Raw genomic sequence first — 20,011 nt, 5'->3', positions numbered from 1 at the left:
CGCGTCAACCCTCTAGGAAGAGCTGCACCTCCTTGAACAAGACCTCCCTCCGGAACTCGTATTGGAAGAAGTGCGTGGCGCCGCTGATGACGATGTAGCGCTTTTCCGGGCTAGAGGCGAGCTTCTGGTAGAGCCCCCAGGCCTCCACCTCGTTGGATGCCCCATCCTGGTCGCCATAGATAAGAAGGACCGGCCGCCGCACCTTCGCCGCGTCATAAATGGGAGTATTCTTCGACCGCTCGTAGGCGTCGAGCAGGGAGCCGTTCGGCGAGCGCATGGCAGGCGGATGGCGGTGCCTTCCCTCCGGGTCCAGGTCGAACCATTCGTCCATATAAGCACGGGCCAGCCGTTCGTCCCGCCACGCATGGTGCGCCTCGCCGGGAATGTGCCCCCACCACCTTCGGCGCACGTCCTCCTCGGTTTCCCAGCTCCAGGCGCCCCGCCTCGCGTCCCATTCCCCCGGCCGGGCCGGATCTTCGAACCGCGCGGCGCGGGCGGGATTGTCATAGGCGTAGTAGGGGGCATAGAGCGCGAGGCGGCCCACGGAGTCGTTGTTGTCGGCGGTGTAAGCGGGGCTGATGGTGGTGCCCCACGACCAGCCGAGGAGATTCACCCGGTCCACCCCCCGCCTCTCGCGGATGAACGCCACCGCCGCGGCGACGTCGCGCACCATGGTCCGGCCCCGGAGGGCCGGGGGCTGGCCCGCCGGGTCGTCGAGCATCTCCGGGGGCTTGGTCGAGCGGCCGAACCCGCGGAAGGACAGGGTCCAAACGTCCCACCCCCGGGAGGCCATCCAATCCATCCAGGAATATCCGGGGACGGAGATGTCGAAGGAGACCGGCCCCGGCGCTCCCCGGCCCGGCACCATCAGGAGGGTGGAAACGGATTCGAAGCGGTTCATCCCTCTTAGGCGTTTCTCCCGCAGATGCAGGCGGATGCCGGGATCCAGGGCGCCGATGAAGAAGTCCTCCGACTCAATGGCTGGCGTGTTCATGGAAATCTCTTGGCTCCTTTCCGAAGGCGCATGTTTTTTCTGTTTTCTCGCCAAATAAGACACTCTTTTTGAAGGATTTTTCCCTCTTCCGGGTGAGTGAGATATCCTGGCACCTGTTAAGCAGATTAATGAGTCTGAATTGAGTTGACAACCTCGATTGTGCATTTTACGATTTTAAAGTCCTAGATATCCTCGTGCCATTATTTTCATTTCAAGGAGGGCTGAGAAATGAAATGGCTGCCCAAGAATTCCCTTCTTTGGCTGGCGGCCTTTGGCCTCGCCAGCGGTCTGGCCGTCCCGATGGCGGCGGAAGCCGCGCCCACCAGCATCACCGTCACGGGCGCGGGGAAGGGGGCGAACGCCTACCGGGCTCTGGCCGCGGTGGCCGAGGTGGTGAACCGGAACAGCAAGATGCTTCAGGCGACGAACCGGGAGTCGGGCGGCTTCGTCGAGGGCACCCGTCTGGTCGCGCGCAACCGGGTGCAGATCGCCATGTCGAGCGGCCCCTTCGTGGACTTTTGGCAGCGCAAGCTCAATCCCTTCGAGCGCGATACGGGCGCGCGGGACACCCTGCGCGGCATCGGCCCCTCCGGGGACGCCATCCTGCAGCTGGCGGTACTCAAGGACGGCGGGCTCAAGACCTTCGCGGACCTCAAGGGCAAGCGCGTCAGCCTGGGGCCCAAGGGCAGCAACTCGGCCTGGATGATCGAGTACGCCTTGAAGAAGGCGGGCCTGTGGGAGGGCGTCCGCAAGGACAGCATGAACTGGAACGACGCGGCGACCTACATGGTGGACCGCAAGCTCGATGCCTTCGGCATTCCGAACCCGCTCGGGGCGCCTGCCATCCTGCAGGCCTCCTACTCGGCGCCGATCCGGATCCTGACCCTGCCCGACGACGTTATCCAGGCGTTCATCGATTACAGCAAGGGATACTACAAGAAGACGTATAAGACGAACCTCTACAAGGGCATGGAAGACGAGCCGTTCACCACGGTGGTCTACATGTCCATGCTCGTATCGAACACGCAGGTGCCCAACGACGTCGTCTACGAGGTGACGCGGCACACCTACGACCCGAAGAACGCCGATCTGATGGTGAACATCGCCGTCGGATGGAAGAGCGGCTTGGAGCAGGCCAAGGACCCGGAATTCCTCCAGATCATGCAGATGACCGGCATGAAGACCCATCCCGGAGCGGCGCGGTACTGGAAGGAAAAGGGCTTCAAGGTGGATTAGGGCAGCGAACCTTCCCCGGGCGGGGGCGCATCCCGTCCGGGGATTTTTCTCTTCCGGTTCTTGCTAAAGAGGAAGGCTCGCGGTGGCGATGAGCCCGGGCATCAGAAACCTGCTCAGCTGCTTGAAATTCCTCATATCCCCAGAAATGAAACCCCGCCGGATCATGGCGCCAGGCCTTCAGAAGGAACTATTCCCCCTCTGGGCGGTCCTGACCGTTCTTTTTGTCATTTATCAACTGTTCATCGGAGGGAGGACGTTCACCCTGTTCATGCCCATTGACTACGAATGGGCTTGGCAGGAGATCCGGCTGCCCCTGCTGAGCTTGTCGGTCTCGGGGGTCCTCTTCTTCTACACGACGGGGGTATGCCTTTTCCCCCGCGTGGCGATTTGGCTCTCGGCGGTCGTTTTCAGCGGGTATTTCCTCTACGGCGCGGCCAACAGCGCCCGGGTGGATCTCCTGCTCGGCTTCGGCGAGCCGCTGGTCTATTTCCTCGGCCCGGTCCTTCCGACCGGGCTCTCCAAGAATCTCTCCTGGATATGGGGAACCTTCCAGTTTCCCACCCTGCAGCTCTACGCATTCCAGTATTACCTCACGCTGTACATCTTCTTCACGGCGATACTGACCTTCTTCTACTATCCCGCGAGGGAGCGGTCCCCGAAGCACCGACCCTCGGTGGTGGACGTCCTGCTGTTCGTCATCACCTTGGGCATCGTCCTCAACTACATCGTGAACTTCGCGGACCGGGGCGAGCGGGCGGGAATCATCGTCTGGCACGACGTGATCATGGGCTTCCTCGCGGCCGCCATCTCCATCGAGATGTGCCGTCGGCTCCTCGGCTGGGTCCTGCCCGCCCTCGGTATTCTGTTCTGTGTTTACGCGGTCCACGGCAACGCGATTTCCGGCCGCCTGCATCACGCCGGCTTCACCTGGAATGAGCTCTCCTATTTCCTCTTCGGCTCGGAGGGTATCTTCGGCGTGGTCGCGGGGGTCTATGCGAGCTACGTCTTCCTCTTCATCATCTTCGGGGTGTTCCTGGAGATGACGAAGGTGGGGGATGTCTTCGTGAAGCTCTCGTTCGCCCTGGTGGGCCATCTGCGCGGCGGCCCGGCCAAGGCGGCCGTCGTATCGAGCGGGCTCGTGGGGATGATCTGCGGGAGCGGAGCGCCCAACATCGTGATCACGGGCACCTTCACCATCCCGATGATGAAGCGATCCGGCTTCATGCCACACTTCGCGGCCGCGGTGGAGGCGGTCGCCTCGACCGGGGGAATCCTGATGCCCCCGGTCATGGGCTCGGCGGCCTTCCTCATGGCCGCCTTCACCGAGATCGACTACAACTACATCGCCCTCGTCGCGTTCATGCCCGCCGTGATGTACTACTACCAGTGCTACATGTCGGTCCATCACCGCGCCGGCCTATGGGGCATCCACGGCATTCCGAAGGAAGAGCTGCCCCGCCTCGGCGAAGTGATGCGGAAGGAGGGCTATCTCCTCCTCCCCGTCTTGGTGCTTGTCATCCGCCTCGTCATCGGGCGCTCCCCCTTCGATGCGGCCCTTTGGGCCATCATGCTCTCCATCTTCCTCGGCTTCTTCCGGGAGGATACACGCATCATCGGCCTTCCTCCTCTCGTCGCGCGCGCCCTGGGCGTGCCCCCATGGGGCACCGGCGTGGACTGGGCCCGGGTCAGGGCCGAGGAGGTAAAGGCGGCCATGCTCCGGGACCACCATTCCGCTGAAAAGATAGAGGCGGAATACCAGCGCATCGTCGCCGAGGCGGTGGCGGCCCCCCGCGGAACTTTCTGGCGGGAGAACTGGATGCTGGCGGCGGGCACCGCCGTGCCCGCCGTCCTCCTGCTGGCGGGCGCCGAGGCCGGCCAATCCCTTTTCTGGGGCGTCACGGCGATCCTGGTTCTTTCCTCCCCCCGGGTGCTGGATGGCCTGGAAAAAGGCGCCCTGAACTCGCTCATCATCGGGGTAACGGCGGGGGTGGTGGGGGTCATGCTGGCCGGCATCTCGCTTCCCGGCCTGGGCCTCAAGTTTCCCTCGATCGTCCTGGGATATGCCCAGACCTTCGTCGATCTGTTCGGCTGGCAGTGGACCGAGCTGCCGATGGTCATCCTCCTGTGCGGGGCGGCCGCCTACGTGATGGGGATGGGCATGACGGCCTCGGCCGCCTACATCCTCCTCTCCGTCCTGGCCGTGCCCGCGCTGCTCAAGTTGGGGGTGCCGCTCCTCAACGCGCATCTCCTGACCCTGTGGTTCACCGTTACCGCTCCGCTCACACCCCCCTTCGCGCTGGGTGCCTTCATCGCGGCGGGCATCGCCGGGGCGGACCCCATGCGGACGGGGTTCGCATCGGTGCGCCTGGCTTGGGCGCTCTACATCGTGCCCTTCCTCATGGCGTACACCCCGATTCTCATGAACAAGGATGCCTCCTGGCCGCACATCCTGGTGGTATGGGTGACCACCTTCATGGGCTTCTATTGCACCGCAGCGGGATTCGAGGGATTCCTGCGGTGCAGGCTTAAGGTCTTGGAGCGCGCGAACTTCCTGCTGGCCGCGTTCCTTCTTTTCTCCGATGTGTGGTGGACGTTCTCATTGGGAACGCTCTTGATGATCGCCGGAATCGTGGTTCAGAACGTCCGCGCGCGGGGGCAGGCGGAGGCCGGGGGCCCCCTGCCAATCCCCGCTGAATCCTCCTCAGCCCCCGCTTCGCCGCCGGCCTGAGGCCGAAGCAAGGCGCCGACGCGGGGGGCTGTGAGAAAAGCTTGATGCAGTTGCACGCGAAAGCACGCTTATTTCCCCGAGCGGGATTTGTGGTGCGCAACGAATGGCACGAAGCGCCAGACGGGAGGGAGCATGGAGGCTTTCAAGAGTGAAGTGCGAAATGGGATGCGAATCGACTGGGACGTCCCGATCGAGATGGATGACGGCGTCGTCCTGCGGTGCGACGTCTACCGCCCCGTCGCCGAGGGCAAGTACCCCGCCATCATGACCTATGGGCCCTATGCCAAGTGGCTGCACCTCATGGACGGTTATCCCGCCCAGTGGAAGGTGTTGACCGAGAAGTATCCCGAGTCGCTGGCGGGTTCTTCGGGCAAGTACGCGAACTGGGAGGTGGCGGACCCGGAGAAGTGGGTGCCCGACGGGTATGCCTGCGTCCGGGTAGATTCGCGCGGCGCGGGCCGTTCCCCAGGCTTCATGGAAGTGTTTTCCCCCCGGGAGATGAAGGACTTCTACGATTGCATCGAGTGGGCGGCCGGGCAGCCCTGGTGCAGCGGAAAGGTGGGGCTGAACGGTATTTCCTACTATGCCATGAACCAGTGGTGCGTCGCCTCTCTCCAGCCCCCCCACCTCGCGGCCATGTGCGTCTGGGAGGGTGCCGCGGACTGGTACCGCGACCTCAGCCACCACGGCGGGATTTATTGCATCTTCGCCGACACTTGGTACAAGGACACCGTCGTGCGCCGCCAGCACGGGCGGGGGGAGCGCGATTTCCGCAGCCGGATCAACGGCGAGTGGAGCTCGGGGCCCGAGACCCTCTCGGACGAGGAACTCAACGCCAACCGCTGCGATTACGGGCAGGACCTCCTCGATCACCCGCTGATCGACGAATACTGGAAGGCCCGGATGCCGGACTTCTCCAAGATCAACGTGCCCTTGCTCTCGGCCGGAAACTGGGGAGGCGTGGGACTGCACCCGCGGGGAAACATCGAGGGATTCATGCACGCCGCATCGGAGCAGAAGTGGCTCGAGATGCACGGGCTCGACCATTTCACCCACTTCTACACCGACTACGGCCTCGCCCTGCAGAAGCGCTTCTTCGGCCACTTCCTCAAGGGTGAGGATACTTGCTGGACCACCCAGCCCAAGATTGCTCTTCACGTCCGCCATCCGGGCGAAAAGTTCGTCGAGCGCGCCGAAAGCGAGTGGCCCCTCGCCCGGACGCGGTGGACGAAATTCTATCTCCATCCCGGGAACGCCACTCTCTCCACGGAGCCTCATGAGAAGGAGAGAGCGGCGGAATACGAGGCCGTGGGGAAGGGTCTCACTTTCCTGACGGCGCCTTTCGAGAAGGAGACGGAGATCACCGGGCCCGCCGCGGCCAAGCTGTTCATCTCGTCGGAAACGGAGGACGCGGACCTCTTCCTCGTGCTGCGTGTGTTCGACCCCGAGATGCGGGAGATCACATTCCAGGGCTCGAACGACCCGCACACGCCCGTGGGGCACGGCTGGCTGAGGGCTTCGCACCGAAAGCTGGATCCGAGGAAATCCCTGCCTTACAGGCCCTATCATACGCACGACGAGAAGCAGCCGCTCAAGGCGGGCGAGGTATACGAGCTCGACGTGGAAATCTGGCCGACCTCAATCGCGGTGCCGAAGGGCCACCGGGTGGGACTGAGCGTCCGGGGGCGGGATTACGTCTATCCCGGCTTCGAGAATCCGCCCAAGCAGGCGAGCGAGCGCGTCTACTACGGCGTGGGGCCGTTCCGGCACATCCATCCGCAGGATCGCCCGCTGCGGGTGTTCGGGCGGAAGGTGACGCTTCATACGGGGCCGGGGCGGCCGGCGCATCTTCTGCTGCCGATTATCCCGGCGAAGTAGGCGCCGGACGATCGGACAAGGACGGGAATCAGGAGGTTGCGCGGAGGAAGGCCGCGGGGTTCTACCCGCGGCCTTCCAGCTTTCCCTGCGATCTGTGTGCCCGTGATTCTTCGGGGTGAAACCTGCGGGACTTGGGACCTTACGGTATGACAGGACACGCGGGATGAAGTGGAAGCGGGGGATTTGCGGGATCTGCCCGGCCGGTTGCTGGGTGGAAGCGGGGGTACGGGGAGGCAAGCTGGCGGATATCCGCCCGGACGCCACCCATCCCCTCGGAATGCTCTGCCTCCGCGGCAGGCATGCCCCCGCGATCGTCCACTCGCGACACCGCCTCCGGCATCCCATGAGGCGGATCGGCTCCAAAGGCACGAACCGCTTCGAGCGGATTTCCTGGGATGAAGCCTACGAGGAGATCGTGGAGCGGCTCCTTCGGATCCGGGAGGAGTCCGGCCCCGAAGCCGCGGCCATCTATACCGGCCGGGGCGCCTTCGAACTTTCGCTCTGCGATCTTTTCCAGCCGAAGGGCGTCGCCGTCTCTTCCGCCTCCAGCGTGTTGTTCCGCTACGGCTCGCCCAACACCATGGGAGTGGGGGCGCTGTGCTACGTTTCCTTCGCCGTCATCGCCCCCCACGTCACAATGGGCCGGATGCTCATCAACATGTTCACCGATATCGAGCACGCGGAGATGGTGGTCGTCTGGGGGGCCAATCCGGCCACCGATTCGCCGCCCCTGGACATGCACCGCATTCTCGCCGCGGCCAAGCGGGGCGCCGAGGTCGTCGTCATCGACCCCCGCCGCAGCGAGACCGCCGTCAGCACGGGGGCCCGCTGGATCCCGATCCGCCCGGGCACGGACGGGGCGCTGGCGCTGAGCCTCATCCAGGTGATGATCGAGGAGGAGATTCACGACGAAGGTTTCGCCCGCGACTGGACGCATGGGTTCCCGGAGTTGCGGGAGTACGTGTGGCACTTCAAGCCCGAAGCCGTGGAGCCGGTCACCGGGGTGCCCGCCGAAACCATCCGCCGGCTCGCCCGGAGAATATGCGGCGCCAACGGGTGTGCCCCCGTCATGTACACTGGCCTCGAGTACTCGGACAGCGGCGTCCAGGCCATCCGGGCCGTCCTCACGGCGTGGGCCTTGGCCGGGCAGCTCGACGTGCCGGGGGGGCTGGTCCTCGCCATGCAGGACAGCCATTTCCCCGTCAACCGCTCCTGCAACGTCGAGAACCCTGCGCCCGCCCGCGCGGCAGACCGGCACCGCTTCCCCGTCTACACGCGCTACCGGGGGGAATTCCACGCGGGCGCTCTGGTGGATTCGGTCCTGAAAGGCGATCCCTACCGCATCCGGGCGCTCATCGTGCATGGAGCCTCTCTCCTCACCTCATGGCCCGAGACCCGCCTTTGGCGGGAGACCCTCTCCCGGCTGGACTTTCTCGTCACCGTCGACCGCCAGCTCACCGCCGACGCCGCCTACGCCGACATCGTCCTCCCCGCCACCACCATGTTCGAGATCGATTCGTACATGGTCTACGGGCCCATCTTCCGGCTCCGGGAGCGTCTCATCGAGCCCGTGGGAGAGGCGCGGAACGACTACCTCATCATGGCCGAGCTGGCCCGGCGCCTTGGCTATGGCGGCCAATACCCCCAGAGCGAAGAGGCGCTCCTGCGCTTCGTCCTTCAGGGCTCGGGCTTCACCCTGGAGCAGGTGCGCGAGGCGGGAGGCACCGTGCGCATCCCGTCGCCGATGCTGGAATACCAGAAGTGGCGCAAGGGGGGCCTCCGCCCCGACGGCCGGCCGGGGTTCGACACGCCGACCGGTAAATTCGAGATCCATTCCACGATCCTGGAAGAGCACGGCCACGAGCCCCTGCCCAAGTACACCGAACCCGCCGAGGGACCCATCGGAGATCCGGCCCTGGCCGGGAAATTTCCCCTCATTTTCAATTCGGGCGCCCGCCTCCAGACGGACTTCCGCTCCCAGCACCACGGCGTCCCCGGCCTGGTGCGGGAGAGCCCGCGCCCGGTGGTCGAGATTCATCCCGAGGATGCCGCTCCGCGCGGCATCCGCACGGGAGACCCCGTCGAGGTGAGGACCTGCAGGGGCGCGGTGCGCTTCCGGGCGCGGGTGACCGAGGACATCGCGCGGGGGGCGGTCGAGTGCAACTTCGGGGGCGGCGGCCCGGTCGGCCCCAAGGCCTGGCGGGCGTCCAACGTGAACGAGCTCACCTCGCTCGCCCGCCATGACGCAATATCCGGGTTTCCGGTCTACAAGGCCCTCCTGTGCGAGGTCGTCAAGGCGCGGGGGAAGGCCGTGCGCGGGAGCCGGAACGGGAAGGCCGATCATGCCTCCGCGATGACGCCGGCTGCCGTCCCGGCCGCCCCCGCCCGCCGTATCTACCTGGACAACAACGCCACCACGCGAGTGGATGATGCCGTGAAAGAGACTATGCTCCCCTACCTGGGAGACGGCTGCGGCAACCCGTCGAGCCTGCATCTCGCGGGGCGCCAGGCGCGCGAGGCGATCGCCCATGCCCGGCGCCAGGTCGGCGCGCTTATCGGGGCGAATCCCCGGCGGATCATCTTCACGGGGGGAGGCTCGGAGTCGAACAACCTGGCCATCAAGGGGGCCGCCTTCTCCCGCTGGCACCAGGGGCGCCATGTCGTCACCACCGCCATCGAGCATCCTTCCGTCCTGGGGGCCTTCCGCTTTCTGGAACGGATGGGTTTCGAGGTCACCTATCTCGATGTGGACGGGACCGGGAGCCTGGATTCGGATCGGCTGCGGAGCGCCCTCCGGGAGGGGACGACCCTCGTATCCGTGATGATGGCCAACAACGAGGTGGGCACGATCCTCCCCATCCGGGAGTTGTGCGCCGCCGCGCACGAGCGCGGGGCGCTCTTCCACACGGACGCGGTGCAGGCCGCGGGCAAGATTCCGGTGGATGTCGAGGCGCTGGGGGTGGATCTGCTGAGCCTCGCCGCCCACAAGTTCCACGGCCCCAAGGGGGCGGGCGTCCTGTATGTCCGCAAGGAGGTGGAGATCGAGCCTCTCATCCACGGGGGGCAGCAGGAGAGCGGACTGCGGGCGGGGACGGAGAACGTGCCCCAGATCGCGGGAATGGGGAAGGCGGCCGAGCTGGCCCCGGACCGGCTCGGCCGGGCGGAGGAGATTCGCCGCCTCAGGGACAGGCTCGAGGCGGGCATCCGCCGGATCGTCCCCGGCGCCCGGCGGAACGGCCATCCCGTGGACCGGCTCCCGAACACCCTCAACATGACGCTGCCCGGGCTGCGGGGTGAGTCGCTCGTCATCGCCCTCGACCAGCGCGGCGTGGCCATTTCCTCGGGCTCGGCCTGCAAGTCCGGCTCTCCCGAGCCCACGCATGTTCTCCTCGCCATGGGACGTTCCGAGGAGGAAGCCCACTGCGCGGTCCGCCTCAGCCTCTCCCCGTTCACCTCCGAAGCGGACGTGGATGAAGCTCTCGCCAAGCTGGCTCAAGTCTTGGAAGAAATGGAAACCGTGGTTCGCTTCCTCCCCTGCAAATAACCGGCTCGACAACCCCGGCCTCGCGCCTGCCGTTCCCTGACACCCCTGATCGAGAAGGTTGCGCTGCGGCGGCGGCCGCAGGCTTGGCCGTCTCCCGGAGCGGCATGAAGCGGGCGGGGAGGTTTGCCATCGCGTCCGTTCGGTGGAATATTCAACGTATCGCCGTCATGAAAGCGGCCGGGAGGATGATCCATCTCCGGCCTTCCGCGTTTTCCGGACACCAGGCAGAGGAAAAATGAGCCCTGAAAAAGCGCGCTTGGTGACCCTCGCCGAGGACGTGCACGCCTTCGTGGGGGCGGGAGGCGACTCGAACGCGGGAGCCGTCGAGACGCCGGAGGGTTACCTCGTCATCGACGCCCAGCAGAGCGTCCCCCTCGCGCGGCGGTTCCGCTCGGAGCTGGAGGCCCTTTCGCGCAAGCCCTTTCCCTGGCTCATCCTGACCCACTACCATCTGGACCACACCGGCGGGGGAATCGTCTTCGCCGGGGACACGCCCGTCCTGGCGCACGAGATCACCCTCGCCAAGTTCCGCGAGCTCTTCGGGCCGGACGGCGGGGCGGGAGAAACCGTCACCGATTTCGGCAAGCGCATCGCCCACCTGTTCGGCCCCAACATCAGCGAATTAATCCCCCCGGGCGACCCCGCCTGGGACTGGTTCAAGGGGCGCATCGCCGCGCCCGAGTACGACGCGGTGGTTCCCATCCCTCCGAGGCACACTTTCGCTGACCAGTTCACGTTCCATTTCCCGAAGCGCCGGGTGGTCCTCCAGTACTGGGGGCCGGCCCACTGCGACGGCGACATCGTCGTCCATCTCCCCGACGATGGCATCGTCTTCGTGGGAGATCTCCTGTTCGTGGGCCGTTTCCCCTGGCTGGGGGACGGCGACATCGGCGGCTGGATCGATTGCCTGGAGAGGGTGGCCCGCCTCGACGCCCGCACGGTCGTTCCGGGCCACGGCAAACCTGCCACCATGAATGAAATCAATAACTTACGTGACATGCTCGCTGCGCTCCGGGGGGGCGTGGCCGATGCGCGGAAGAAGGGGATGAGCGAGGAGGAGGCCGCGAGGAACGTCTCGCTGCGGGACTACGAGTCGTTGCCCCGCTACCGGGAATGGATGCCTTGGAACGTGCGCAACGTGTACCGGATGCTGGCTGCGGGCTGACGGGAGGCACCATGCGCATCGACGCCCACGCGCACCTTTTCCCGGAGCGCTTTCTCCGGCGGATCGAAGCGCTGGGGGATAAGTACCCCGTCCAGATCCGGCGTCCCAGGCCCGGGGCGGACCGCGTCTTCTACGCCGGGGGCCGGGAGTTCTACACCTACACGCCCGATTTCTACGATGTGGACGTCCGCCTCGGGCAGATGGCGGAGTCGGGGGTGGACGCCCAGGTGCTCTCGCTCGCCCCGCCCATGGTCTACTGGGCCGAACCGGAGCTCGCCCGCGAACTCTGCCAGCTCTACAACGACGAGGTCGCGACGATCGTGCGCCGCCACCCGGGCAAATTCGCCGCCCTGGCGGCCGTGCCCCTTCAGGACACGGAAGCGGCCGTCGAGGAACTGAAGCGGGCCGTCCGCGAAGACGGTGCGCGGGGAGTGATGCTGCCCTCGGTGATTGGAAGCGAGGATGTGGATTCTCCGCGCCTCTTTTCCTTCTACGAGGCCGTCTGCGACCTTGGCCTCCCGATCTTCCTGCACCCCATCCCGCGTCCCGGCCCCGAGGGGCTGCGCCTGCGGGACTACCGGCTGGACGTCACCGTGGGCTTCGTGATGGACACCACGCTGGCGGCCGCCCGCCTGGTTCAGAGCGGCATCCTGCCCCGGCTGCCCGGGCTCGAGGTCATGCTCTCTCACCTGGGGGGCACCGTCCCATTCCTCTGGGGGAGGCTCAGTGGGGGCTTCAAGATGTTCGCGGGGGAGTGGGAGTGGGGCGACCCGGCCGATCATTTCGCCCGGATGTACCTCGACGCGATCTGCTACAGGCCCGAGCCGCTGGCCTACGTGGCTCGCTTGGTGGGGGCGGAGCGCATCCTCTACGGGAGCGACGATCCCTTCTTCGGCGCGGAGAACATGCGCCAGGCCGCGGAGACGATCGAGCGCTGCACGGAGCTGGACGCGGCGGCCAAGCGCATGATCTTCGGTGGAAACGCCGCCCGGCTCTTCCGGCTGGAGGCCCGGGCCGGAGCGCCGTCATCCTCAAGGAGGCCCGATGCCTGACTACGGCCCGTTCGGAGTGAACAGGGGATTCCGCCCGATTGCCCGGATGGAGCTTCCGGGGGCGGGCCAGGTGGTGGTGGAGGGGAACTACGCCTACCTCGCCCACATGCGCCCCCCGGCGGGCACCACCGTCGTGGACATCTCCGACCGGAAGAATCCCAAGGTGGTGTGCCAGCTCGAGGTGCCGCCCAACATTCACTCCCACAAGGTGCGGGTGGACGGGGACCTGATGCTGGTCAACTACGAGAAGTTCCGCTTCTACGAGGGCCCCGGCAAGCCGCGCGGGGGACTGAAAATCTTCGACATCTCGGACCGGCGGAACCCGCGCGAGATCGCCTTCGTCGAGGCGGGGGAGTGGGGCTACCACCGCTTCACCTACGACGGGCGCTACTGCTACGGCTCCCCCGAGCCCGAGGGCTACGTGGGGAACATCATGGGGGTCCTCGATCTCAAGGATCCCGAGAAGCCCGAGTATGCGGCTCTCTGGTGGGTGCCCGGGCAGTGGGTCGGGGGAGGGGAGGCGCCCCTGCCCGAGGGAAGGCGGGTGCGCTGCCACCATCCCATGCGGCTGGGAAACCGGCTCTACAGCGGCTGGTGGCACCACGGCTGGTACATCCATGACATCACGGATCTCTCGAAGCCCAAGCCCATCGTGCACGTGGACTGGAGCCCGCCCTTCGTCTGCCCCACCCACACGGCCATGCCTCTCCCCTACACCATCAAGGGCCGGAAGATCCTCCTGGTGAACGATGAGGAGGTATCCGACCGCCTCGCGCCCGTCCCCAACGCCTTCTTCTGGGTGGTGGACGCCACGGAGGAGACGAAGCCGGTCCCCATCGCCACCTACCGGGCGCGCAAGGACGACCAGCCCTACGATCCCAAGTGCTGGTACGGGTGTCATCAGCCCCAGGAGCAGATTTACGGGGAGCAGACCCGGTTCGCCGTCACTTGGTTCGGCGGCGGCCTGCGGATGATCGACATCTCCAACCCCTGGCGGGTCGAGGAGCTGGGCTACTACATCCCCCTTCCCGGCAAGGGCCACGAGGTGGCCCAGAGCAACGATGTCTTCCAGGACAGGGACGGGCTCTACTACCTGGTGGACCGCCTCGGCGGGTTCGAGATCCTGGAGTGGGCGGGGACCTAGCAATTATCCCAAAACCGGTGCCGCCCCCGCCTCCGCCGCGGAAGGGTCTTGGAGCCCCCAAACAGGCTTTGGGGCTGGAAACTTCTGAATTCCCCGGAATTCCCCGGAATTTCCCGGAAGCCGCCGGAAAGGGCAGGGGGGCGGGACAGTCAACCCCGCCGGAGGGGCCTCTATGGGTGCTTTATCCGTCATTAAGCGGCACTAGCCGTCCCTTCGGCGGGGAGCCGCGGGCCGCGGGGCTGGCCGCACCGCACCGCGCGGGCTTTATCCCCTCTTTATCCCTTACTAAGCGTTATTACCCGTTACTTGATTGCGCCCCTTTTTCCTCCCGGCCAAAACCATGGGCTTTTTCCCTCAATTCGCGCGGCTTTCCCGCGACGGGCATCCGGAGCGCCCGTTCCGCAGGGGCGGCCGGCCGGTCGCCCCCGCGGACGTGGAGCGCCCCTCGGTTAAGATACCTCCGCCCGGGCCGGGGCCAGTTACCGCAATTTCGCGCACTTTCATGCTCAGGGCGTTTTTTTGCGAAAATTTTCTTGCCAAAAAAGGCGGTTTTCGATCAAAAAAGGGGGATTTTTGATCAAAAAACTGGGCGTTTTCGGCCAAAAGGGATGCCCGGGGGACTCCAGCTCCCCGCCCCATCTCCGAGACGAAGCGGGCTGCGCGCCGAAGCGCTACGGCGCACGAAGGCGCGACGGCGGGTGGAACGCCCCTACAAGGTTCTCCCTGCGGGGATTCGCTCCTTGTCGCCAGACGGCGCTCAATCCGCCACAGCCACCACCCGCGCTGGGGCGGCCGTCCCTCCCTGGATGGTCAGCGGCATGGCGATGAGCCGGAAGCGCCGGGGCAGTTCCGCCACGGCCGGCCAGAGGGCGAGGTTCTCGATCACGTAGAACTCGTGCCGCCGCATGAGCATGTGCGCGGGCCAGCGAATGGGGTCGTCGTCGATCTCCGGCCCGTCCACCCCGAAGAGTCTCACGCCTCTTTCGAGCAGCCACTCGGCCGCCGCGGGCTCCAAGGGCCGCAGCGAAGCGCGGTAGCCGGGCTTCCCCCATTCGCGCGAGCACCCCGTGTAGATGAGGACGGCATCCCCCCGCTTGAAATGCTCCTCGGCGGCGCGCGCCAGCTCGTCCGGCCCGACTGGTTTTCCCGCCCCGCCGCCCGAGCAATCCAGCCAGACGGCCGGAGCCTCCACGAAGAGCTCGGGAGGCATCCGGTCGATGGTTTTCCCTTCCGGGTGGAAATGGGCGGGCGCGTCGATGTGGGTGGAGACGTGGTCGCTGAAGGCCAGGAGCGAGGTCTGGGCGAGCTTGGTTTCGGCGAGGGCGCTGTAGGCCAGCACCGCGCCGCGGCCGAAGGTGTGGCTGGCGGCCCACGTTGGCTCGTGGGGCACCTCGTGGGAGAGGTCGAAGAGGCGGCTCACGCTTCATCCTCCACGATGGCCACCGCCCGGATGGGGGAGCAGGGCCCGCCCGCCCACTTGATCGGGAAGCCCGCGAAACGGAAGCGCGGGCGCCCGATCGCGCCCAGGTTCCGCAAGTTCTCCATGTGCATCGAGTAGCGCTTCCGCATGTGCATGTGGGGGAGGTCATAGCCGGGGATGATGTCGATGGTGATCTGATCCATCCCGAAGAGCTTGACGCCCCGGTCGATGAGCCAGTCCAAGGCCTCCAGGCGCATGGGCACGAACGAGTGGTGATACTCCTTCCGGGGCCAGAGGCGCTCCGCCCCGGTGCGCAGGAGCACGATGTCGTCCGGGCGGATCTCGGTGCCGGCCCTGGCGAGGCCGCGGTCGAGCTCCTCCGGAGTGATCCATTCCGTCTCCAGCACCTTGCGCTCGTAAGGGTCATAACGGATGGGCCGCAGGTGGGTGAGGTCCAGCAGGACGGCATCGCCGTAGAAGCGCCCGAGGGGCACATCGGAGATCTTCTCGCCGAGGGGGTCGAAGTGATAGGTCGCGTCCACATGCGTGCCGCCGTTGTCGCTCATCACGATGAAGCAGGTCTTGAAGAGCTCGCGCTCCCGCCCGTGGGTGCGCAGGTAGGCACTCGTCTCATAGTCGTCCCAGGCGGAAACGACGGTCTTGGCCAAGCCGAAGGTGCCCCCCATCTCCACCCACGCGGGCATCCCGGTGAAGATGGGATGAGAGAGATCGACGATCCGCGCCATCGCTGGGCTTCCTCCGCCGGGAAAAACTTGACGCTCGACGCGTGAGCCTTTAGTATAAACGCAATATCCATGCAATGGATCGCACATCCGGCCGCCGGGGAAAGCGCCCCCGGAGGGGCCGCCGCGAGGTTCTCTTTGACTACCCTCAGCCGGGGCACGGTAGGGCTTCCGCTCACGCCGGGCTACTGGAATCGCGCCCGCCTCGTGCGGACGGCTTCCTATGCCGTCGCGCTGGCATTCTGGGAAATCGCGGGGCGGATACTGGGGAAGCTTTTCCTGGCCCCGCCCACTGAGGTGGCCGCCGCGCTCGCCGAAGTGACGTTGACCGGGGAACTCGTCCTCGCCACCTTGGTGAGCGCGCAGGCGCTCGCGGTGGGCTTCGCGGCCGCCGTGCTCGTCGGCATCCCGCTCGGCATGTTCATGGGCCGGTTTGAGTCGGTGGAGCGGTTCTTCGAGCCCTATATCTCGGCCTTTTTCGTGACTCCCGTCTCGGCTCTCATCCCGGTCATCATCATCTGGTTCGGGATCGGAATCGAGGCGCGCGTGATCGTGGTCTTCTCGTTCTGCTTCTTCGATGTCGTCATCAATACCTTCTCGGGCGTCCGCGACGTCCGCTACGACCTGATCGAACCGGTGCGCTCCCTGGGCGCGAGCCAGCGCCAGATCTTCCAGAAGGTGGTGCTCCCCGCGGCCGCGCCGTTCATCCTGACCGGTATCCGGCTGGGGCTGGGCCGCGCCATCCGCGGGATGATCATCGCCGAGCTGCTCCTGGCCACCACGGGCCTGGGCGGCATGATCGTCTCCTACAGCGGGGTGTTTCGCACCGATGTGGTGTTCGCCGTGGTCATCGTCATCGTGATTTACGGGCTGGGCTCGGTCCGCCTTGTCAAGGCGATCGAGACCTGGCTCTTCCCATGGAAGGAGTCCAGCACCATCCGGAGCGGGATGGAGGCGAAGGCGCCCGCGGGGGCGGAGGGATAGCCCGCGCGGGCGGCGCCGGGCCGGCGGCCCGGCTTCCGCACAGGAGGGAAAAATGAGAGCGGTCAACCGGCACTTCCTCAAGATGGCGGTGGTCCTTTTTCTCGCCGGCGTTCTCGCCGTCCCCGCGGGCTTGGCGGAGGCGGCGAAGCGGACGGTGCGGGTGCTGTATCCCGCCGGTCTCGACATGGAGAAGGCGGCCATGCTCGTGGGCTGGAACCTCTACCTGGACGACATCAAGGTGGAACCCGTCGTCCTTCGCGGGCAGGGGAACGTGGCGCGCGCCCTCCTGTCGGGGAAGGAGAACGTCGGGTATCAGGTGTTCTCCTTCTTCGCGCAGACGGTGGCCAAGGGCGGGGACATGGTCGCCCTGGCGGTCGCGGAGCAGCGGATGGTGTGGGCGGTCATCGCGAAGAAAGACATCAAGAGCATCAAGGAGCTGAAGGGCAAGAAGGTCGCCGCCCACGACACCTCCGGGCTGAGCGCCTCGATCATCGACTTCTATGCGAACAAGCTGGGCATGAAGCGCAGCGACTTCGAGATGCTCTACATCCGGGGCGGGGAGAATCGCATCGCCGCCCTGGTCGCCGGGCGCATCGACGCCACCGTCGTCGGCCTGAATGACGTCTACGAGGCCACGGACACGGGCAAGTTCCACGTCGTCTCGGTCTTTTCCGAGGACGCCCCCGATCTCGTGGGGCCGATGCTGGTCTCTACGTCCAAGTTCATCAAGGAAAACCCGGCCGTGGTCCAGAAGCTCGTGACGGCGGGCCTCCGGGGCATCCGCCTCGCCTACGACGACCCCAAGAAATTCGCGGCGGAGGCGAAGAAGGTGGCCCCCTACAATGACGACGCCATGTTCCAGAAGGGCTACAAGGACCTGGTGAAGTACAAACTCTGGCCGGTGAACGGCGGCGCCCCGCTGCGCGCGACCCTTCAGAAGAGCGCCGACTGGCTCATCGCGAATTCCCCCGAGGACGCCAAGAAGATGGGCCTCAAGCCCGGATTCAAGTTCACCGACAAGCAGACCAATGACACATTCCTGCAGAACGCTCTGAAGGAGCTCGGCCGGAAGTAGGGAGGCGTCCGTTGCCGCAGGCCAAGATTTCCATCCGCGGCCTCTCCAAGGCGTTCGTCAAGCGGGAGGCCGCGGACGAGCAGACGCGCGTCGAGGTGCTGAAGGACATCGGCCTCGAGGTAGCGGACCAGGAGTTCCTCTGCATTGTCGGCCCGAGCGGCTGCGGGAAGACGACCTTCCTCCGGATCATCGACGGGCTCATCCCCTTCGACCGGGGGGAGATCCGAATCGATGGCCGCTCGGTCGCCGGGCCGGGGCAGGACCGAGGGATGGTATTCCAGAGCTTCGGGCTCCTTCCTTGGCGCTCGGTGTACGGCAACGTGGCCATTGGCCTGGAGATCGCGGGGATACCGGCCGAGAGGCAGCGGCTCATCGTGGATCGGTGGATCGAGATGGTCGGCCTGAAGGGCTTCGAGCGGCACTACCCGCACGAGCTCTCGGGTGGAATGCAGCAGCGGGTGGGCATCGCCCGGGTGCTCGCCATCGACCCGGCGGTCATCCTGATGGACGAGCCCTTCGGCGCGCTGGACGCCCAGACGCGCGAGTTCATGCAGGAGGAGCTGCTCCGCATCTGGAGCCGGACGAAGAAGACCGTCGTCTTCATCACCCACAGCATCGACGAGGCGGTGTACCTGGCCGACCGGGTGGTGGTCATGTCGGCGCGGCCGGGCCGCATCGAGGAGATCCTGGCGATCGACCTCCCGCGCCCGCGCTGGGAGTACGACGTGCGCGGAACGCCGCGCTTCGCGGAGTTGCGCTCCCACATCTGGAAGAAGCTGCGGCAGGAACAAGTCACCATGGCGGCTCCCCCTCGGGACTAGCGGCGGCGGAAAGGCGGAAGGATGATTGTCGACCTCCATACCCATTACATCCCCCCCGCCTACCTCGAATGGGTGGGGAAGAAGAACAATCCCCTGGGCGTCCGCCTGGACAAGCTCCCCTCCGGCAGGCCCGCCCTCGCGGCGGACAACCGGCTCATCCCGCTGCTCGATGGCTTCCATGACGTGGAGGTGAAGCTGGCCGATATCCGGAAGCAGGGCCTGGACCGGCAGGTGGTTTCCCCGCCGCCGTTCCTCTTCCATTACGACCTGCCGGCTCAGGTAGGGGCCGAGTCCTCCCGCCTGCTGAACGACGAGGCGGCGGCCCTCCAGCGGCGCCACCCGGACCGCTTCGTGGCGATGGCCACGGTCCCCCTGCAAGATCCCGAGGCGGCGGCGGCCGAGCTCGAGCGCGTCCACGGGCTGGGCATGCGATCAGTCGAGATCGGCGCCCGGGCGGGGGAGCGCGATCTGGATCATCCTTCTCTCGCCCCTTTCTGGGCGGCGGCGGAGAGGCTGGGGATGCTGGTCTGCATCCATCCGGTCAGCCCGCCGGGTCGGGAGCGGATGAAGGAATACTATCTCTTCAACCTCATCGGTTTTCTTGTGGACACCACCGTGGCGGCCGGGCGGCTCATCTTCGCCGGGGTGCTGGACCGCTTCCCGGGCCTGCGCATCTGCCTCGCCCACGCGGGGGGGATGGCCGTCTGGATCCAGGGCCGCTTCGACCATGGGTTCCGCGTCTTGCACCAGTGCCAGGGTGTCATCCATCGGCCTCCGAGCGAGTACCTGAAGGGGATGTTTTTCGACACGATCACCCACCGGCCCGAGGCCGTGCGCTATATCGCCGACGCGGTGGGGGCGGACCGCCTGCTCATGGGGACCGACTATCCCTTCGCCGTGAAGGAGAGCGACCCCGTGGGGTTTGTCGCTTCGGTGCCGGGCCTCACGGAGGAGGAGCGGGCGGCAATCCGGGGCGGCACCGCTTGCCGGCTCCTGGGCATCGGCTGATCGGCGGACTTTCCCATTTCTGGCCGGAAAAGGTCGGATTACAGCCGGAAAAATCAAGAAATACCCGGGAAAAAGGTATAAGGCCTAGTTTCAAAAAGTGGCACTTAGTTTCTCTTTTCCCTTCGAAGTTCCCGGCCCCGCTCAAAATCTCCTTTTTAAGTGACAGGTAACGGACCTTCCAAATTGACAGGTAAAACGTCGAATAATAGGATATCCATA

At 65.9% G+C, this 20,011-nt stretch carries 14 protein-coding genes; 11 read left to right on the top strand and 3 right to left on the bottom strand.

The annotated features are described in order from the left end of the window. Nucleotides 1–4 precede the first annotated feature (4 nt). Nucleotides 5–994: an alpha/beta fold hydrolase gene (locus HYZ11_04920; protein ID MBI3126928.1), complete on the bottom strand. Its 990-nt coding sequence runs from the start codon at nt 992–994 to the stop codon at nt 5–7. A 228-nt stretch (nt 995–1,222) separates the two neighbouring features. On the opposite strand from HYZ11_04920, the gene HYZ11_04915 reads away from it, so the two are divergent. From HYZ11_04915 to HYZ11_04885, 7 genes are all read left to right on the top strand, one after another. After that, complete coding sequence (locus tag HYZ11_04915; protein MBI3126927.1) at nt 1,223–2,230, top strand: TAXI family TRAP transporter solute-binding subunit; 1,008 nt, start codon at nt 1,223–1,225, stop codon at nt 2,228–2,230. Nucleotides 2,231–2,393: 163 nt separating this feature from the next. Further along, nucleotides 2,394–4,958: a TRAP transporter fused permease subunit gene (locus tag HYZ11_04910; GenBank protein ID MBI3126926.1), complete on the top strand. Its 2,565-nt coding sequence runs from the start codon at nt 2,394–2,396 to the stop codon at nt 4,956–4,958. A gap of 165 nt (nt 4,959–5,123) precedes the next feature. Continuing rightward, on the top strand, nt 5,124–6,836 hold the full coding sequence (locus tag HYZ11_04905) for a CocE/NonD family hydrolase (protein ID MBI3126925.1): 1,713 nt from the start codon (nt 5,124–5,126) through the stop codon (nt 6,834–6,836). A 163-nt stretch (nt 6,837–6,999) separates the two neighbouring features. Next, entirely contained in the window at nt 7,000–10,380 is a 3,381-nt protein-coding gene (locus HYZ11_04900; GenBank protein ID MBI3126924.1) for an aminotransferase class V-fold PLP-dependent enzyme, read from the top strand. Nucleotides 10,381–10,615: 235 nt separating this feature from the next. Continuing rightward, nucleotides 10,616–11,545, top strand: coding sequence for an MBL fold metallo-hydrolase (locus HYZ11_04895; GenBank protein MBI3126923.1), 930 nt, complete (start codon nt 10,616–10,618; stop codon nt 11,543–11,545). A gap of 11 nt (nt 11,546–11,556) precedes the next feature. Beyond that, a complete protein-coding gene (locus tag HYZ11_04890; GenBank protein MBI3126922.1) occupies nt 11,557–12,597 on the top strand; it encodes an amidohydrolase in 1,041 nt (346 codons plus the stop codon). Continuing rightward, nucleotides 12,590–13,741 (top strand): hypothetical protein, encoded by a 1,152-nt coding sequence (locus HYZ11_04885; GenBank protein ID MBI3126921.1) that lies wholly within the window; start codon nt 12,590–12,592, stop codon nt 13,739–13,741. Before HYZ11_04890 ends, HYZ11_04885 begins: the two co-directional genes overlap by 8 nt. A 757-nt stretch (nt 13,742–14,498) precedes the next feature. Here the strand turns inward: HYZ11_04885 and HYZ11_04880 are convergent. Then, nucleotides 14,499–15,161 (bottom strand): cyclase family protein, encoded by a 663-nt coding sequence (locus tag HYZ11_04880; GenBank protein MBI3126920.1) that lies wholly within the window; start codon nt 15,159–15,161, stop codon nt 14,499–14,501. Further along, nucleotides 15,158–15,907, bottom strand: coding sequence for a cyclase family protein (locus HYZ11_04875; GenBank protein MBI3126919.1), 750 nt, complete (start codon nt 15,905–15,907; stop codon nt 15,158–15,160). The genes HYZ11_04880 and HYZ11_04875 overlap by 4 nt, the downstream gene beginning before the upstream one ends. Before the next feature lie 135 nt (nt 15,908–16,042). Between HYZ11_04875 and HYZ11_04870 the strand changes: the two genes are divergently transcribed. The 4 genes from HYZ11_04870 to HYZ11_04855 are packed head-to-tail and all read left to right on the top strand — an operon-like array spanning nt 16,043 to nt 19,792. Then, nucleotides 16,043–16,888: an ABC transporter permease gene (locus tag HYZ11_04870; protein ID MBI3126918.1), complete on the top strand. Its 846-nt coding sequence runs from the start codon at nt 16,043–16,045 to the stop codon at nt 16,886–16,888. A 52-nt stretch (nt 16,889–16,940) separates the two neighbouring features. Next, nucleotides 16,941–17,963: an ABC transporter substrate-binding protein gene (locus tag HYZ11_04865; protein MBI3126917.1), complete on the top strand. Its 1,023-nt coding sequence runs from the start codon at nt 16,941–16,943 to the stop codon at nt 17,961–17,963. Nucleotides 17,964–17,974: 11 nt separating this feature from the next. Beyond that, nucleotides 17,975–18,784 (top strand): ABC transporter ATP-binding protein, encoded by an 810-nt coding sequence (locus tag HYZ11_04860; GenBank protein MBI3126916.1) that lies wholly within the window; start codon nt 17,975–17,977, stop codon nt 18,782–18,784. Between the two features lie 21 nt (nt 18,785–18,805). Next, nucleotides 18,806–19,792 (top strand): amidohydrolase family protein, encoded by a 987-nt coding sequence (locus HYZ11_04855; protein MBI3126915.1) that lies wholly within the window; start codon nt 18,806–18,808, stop codon nt 19,790–19,792. Nucleotides 19,793–20,011 lie beyond the last annotated feature (219 nt).

The sequence above is a fragment of the Candidatus Tectomicrobia bacterium genome (genome assembly GCA_016192135.1).
In the GTDB taxonomy this organism is placed as follows: domain Bacteria; phylum UBA8248; class UBA8248; order UBA8248; family UBA8248; genus 2-12-FULL-69-37.
The sequence above is the reverse complement of the archived record's forward strand: the minus strand, read 5'-3'. Positions and strand labels throughout refer to the sequence as shown.

What these genes read in the sequence shown, in the direction of transcription:
- HYZ11_04895 (MBI3126923.1), top strand. Translation starts at nt 10,616, where the DNA reads ATGAGCCCTGAAAAAGCGCGCTTGGTGACCCTCGCCGAGGACGTGCAC.
- HYZ11_04875 (MBI3126919.1), bottom strand. Translation starts at nt 15,907, where the DNA reads ATGGCGCGGATCGTCGATCTCTCTCATCCCATCTTCACCGGGATGCCC.
- HYZ11_04855 (MBI3126915.1), top strand. Translation starts at nt 18,806, where the DNA reads ATGATTGTCGACCTCCATACCCATTACATCCCCCCCGCCTACCTCGAA.
- HYZ11_04915 (MBI3126927.1), top strand. Translation starts at nt 1,223, where the DNA reads ATGAAATGGCTGCCCAAGAATTCCCTTCTTTGGCTGGCGGCCTTTGGC.
- HYZ11_04885 (MBI3126921.1), top strand. Translation starts at nt 12,590, where the DNA reads ATGCCTGACTACGGCCCGTTCGGAGTGAACAGGGGATTCCGCCCGATT.
- HYZ11_04905 (MBI3126925.1), top strand. Translation starts at nt 5,124, where the DNA reads ATGCGAATCGACTGGGACGTCCCGATCGAGATGGATGACGGCGTCGTC.
- HYZ11_04900 (MBI3126924.1), top strand. Translation starts at nt 7,000, where the DNA reads ATGAAGTGGAAGCGGGGGATTTGCGGGATCTGCCCGGCCGGTTGCTGG.
- HYZ11_04865 (MBI3126917.1), top strand. Translation starts at nt 16,941, where the DNA reads ATGAGAGCGGTCAACCGGCACTTCCTCAAGATGGCGGTGGTCCTTTTT.
- HYZ11_04920 (MBI3126928.1), bottom strand. Translation starts at nt 994, where the DNA reads ATGAACACGCCAGCCATTGAGTCGGAGGACTTCTTCATCGGCGCCCTG.
- HYZ11_04910 (MBI3126926.1), top strand. Translation starts at nt 2,394, where the DNA reads ATGGCGCCAGGCCTTCAGAAGGAACTATTCCCCCTCTGGGCGGTCCTG.
- HYZ11_04890 (MBI3126922.1), top strand. Translation starts at nt 11,557, where the DNA reads ATGCGCATCGACGCCCACGCGCACCTTTTCCCGGAGCGCTTTCTCCGG.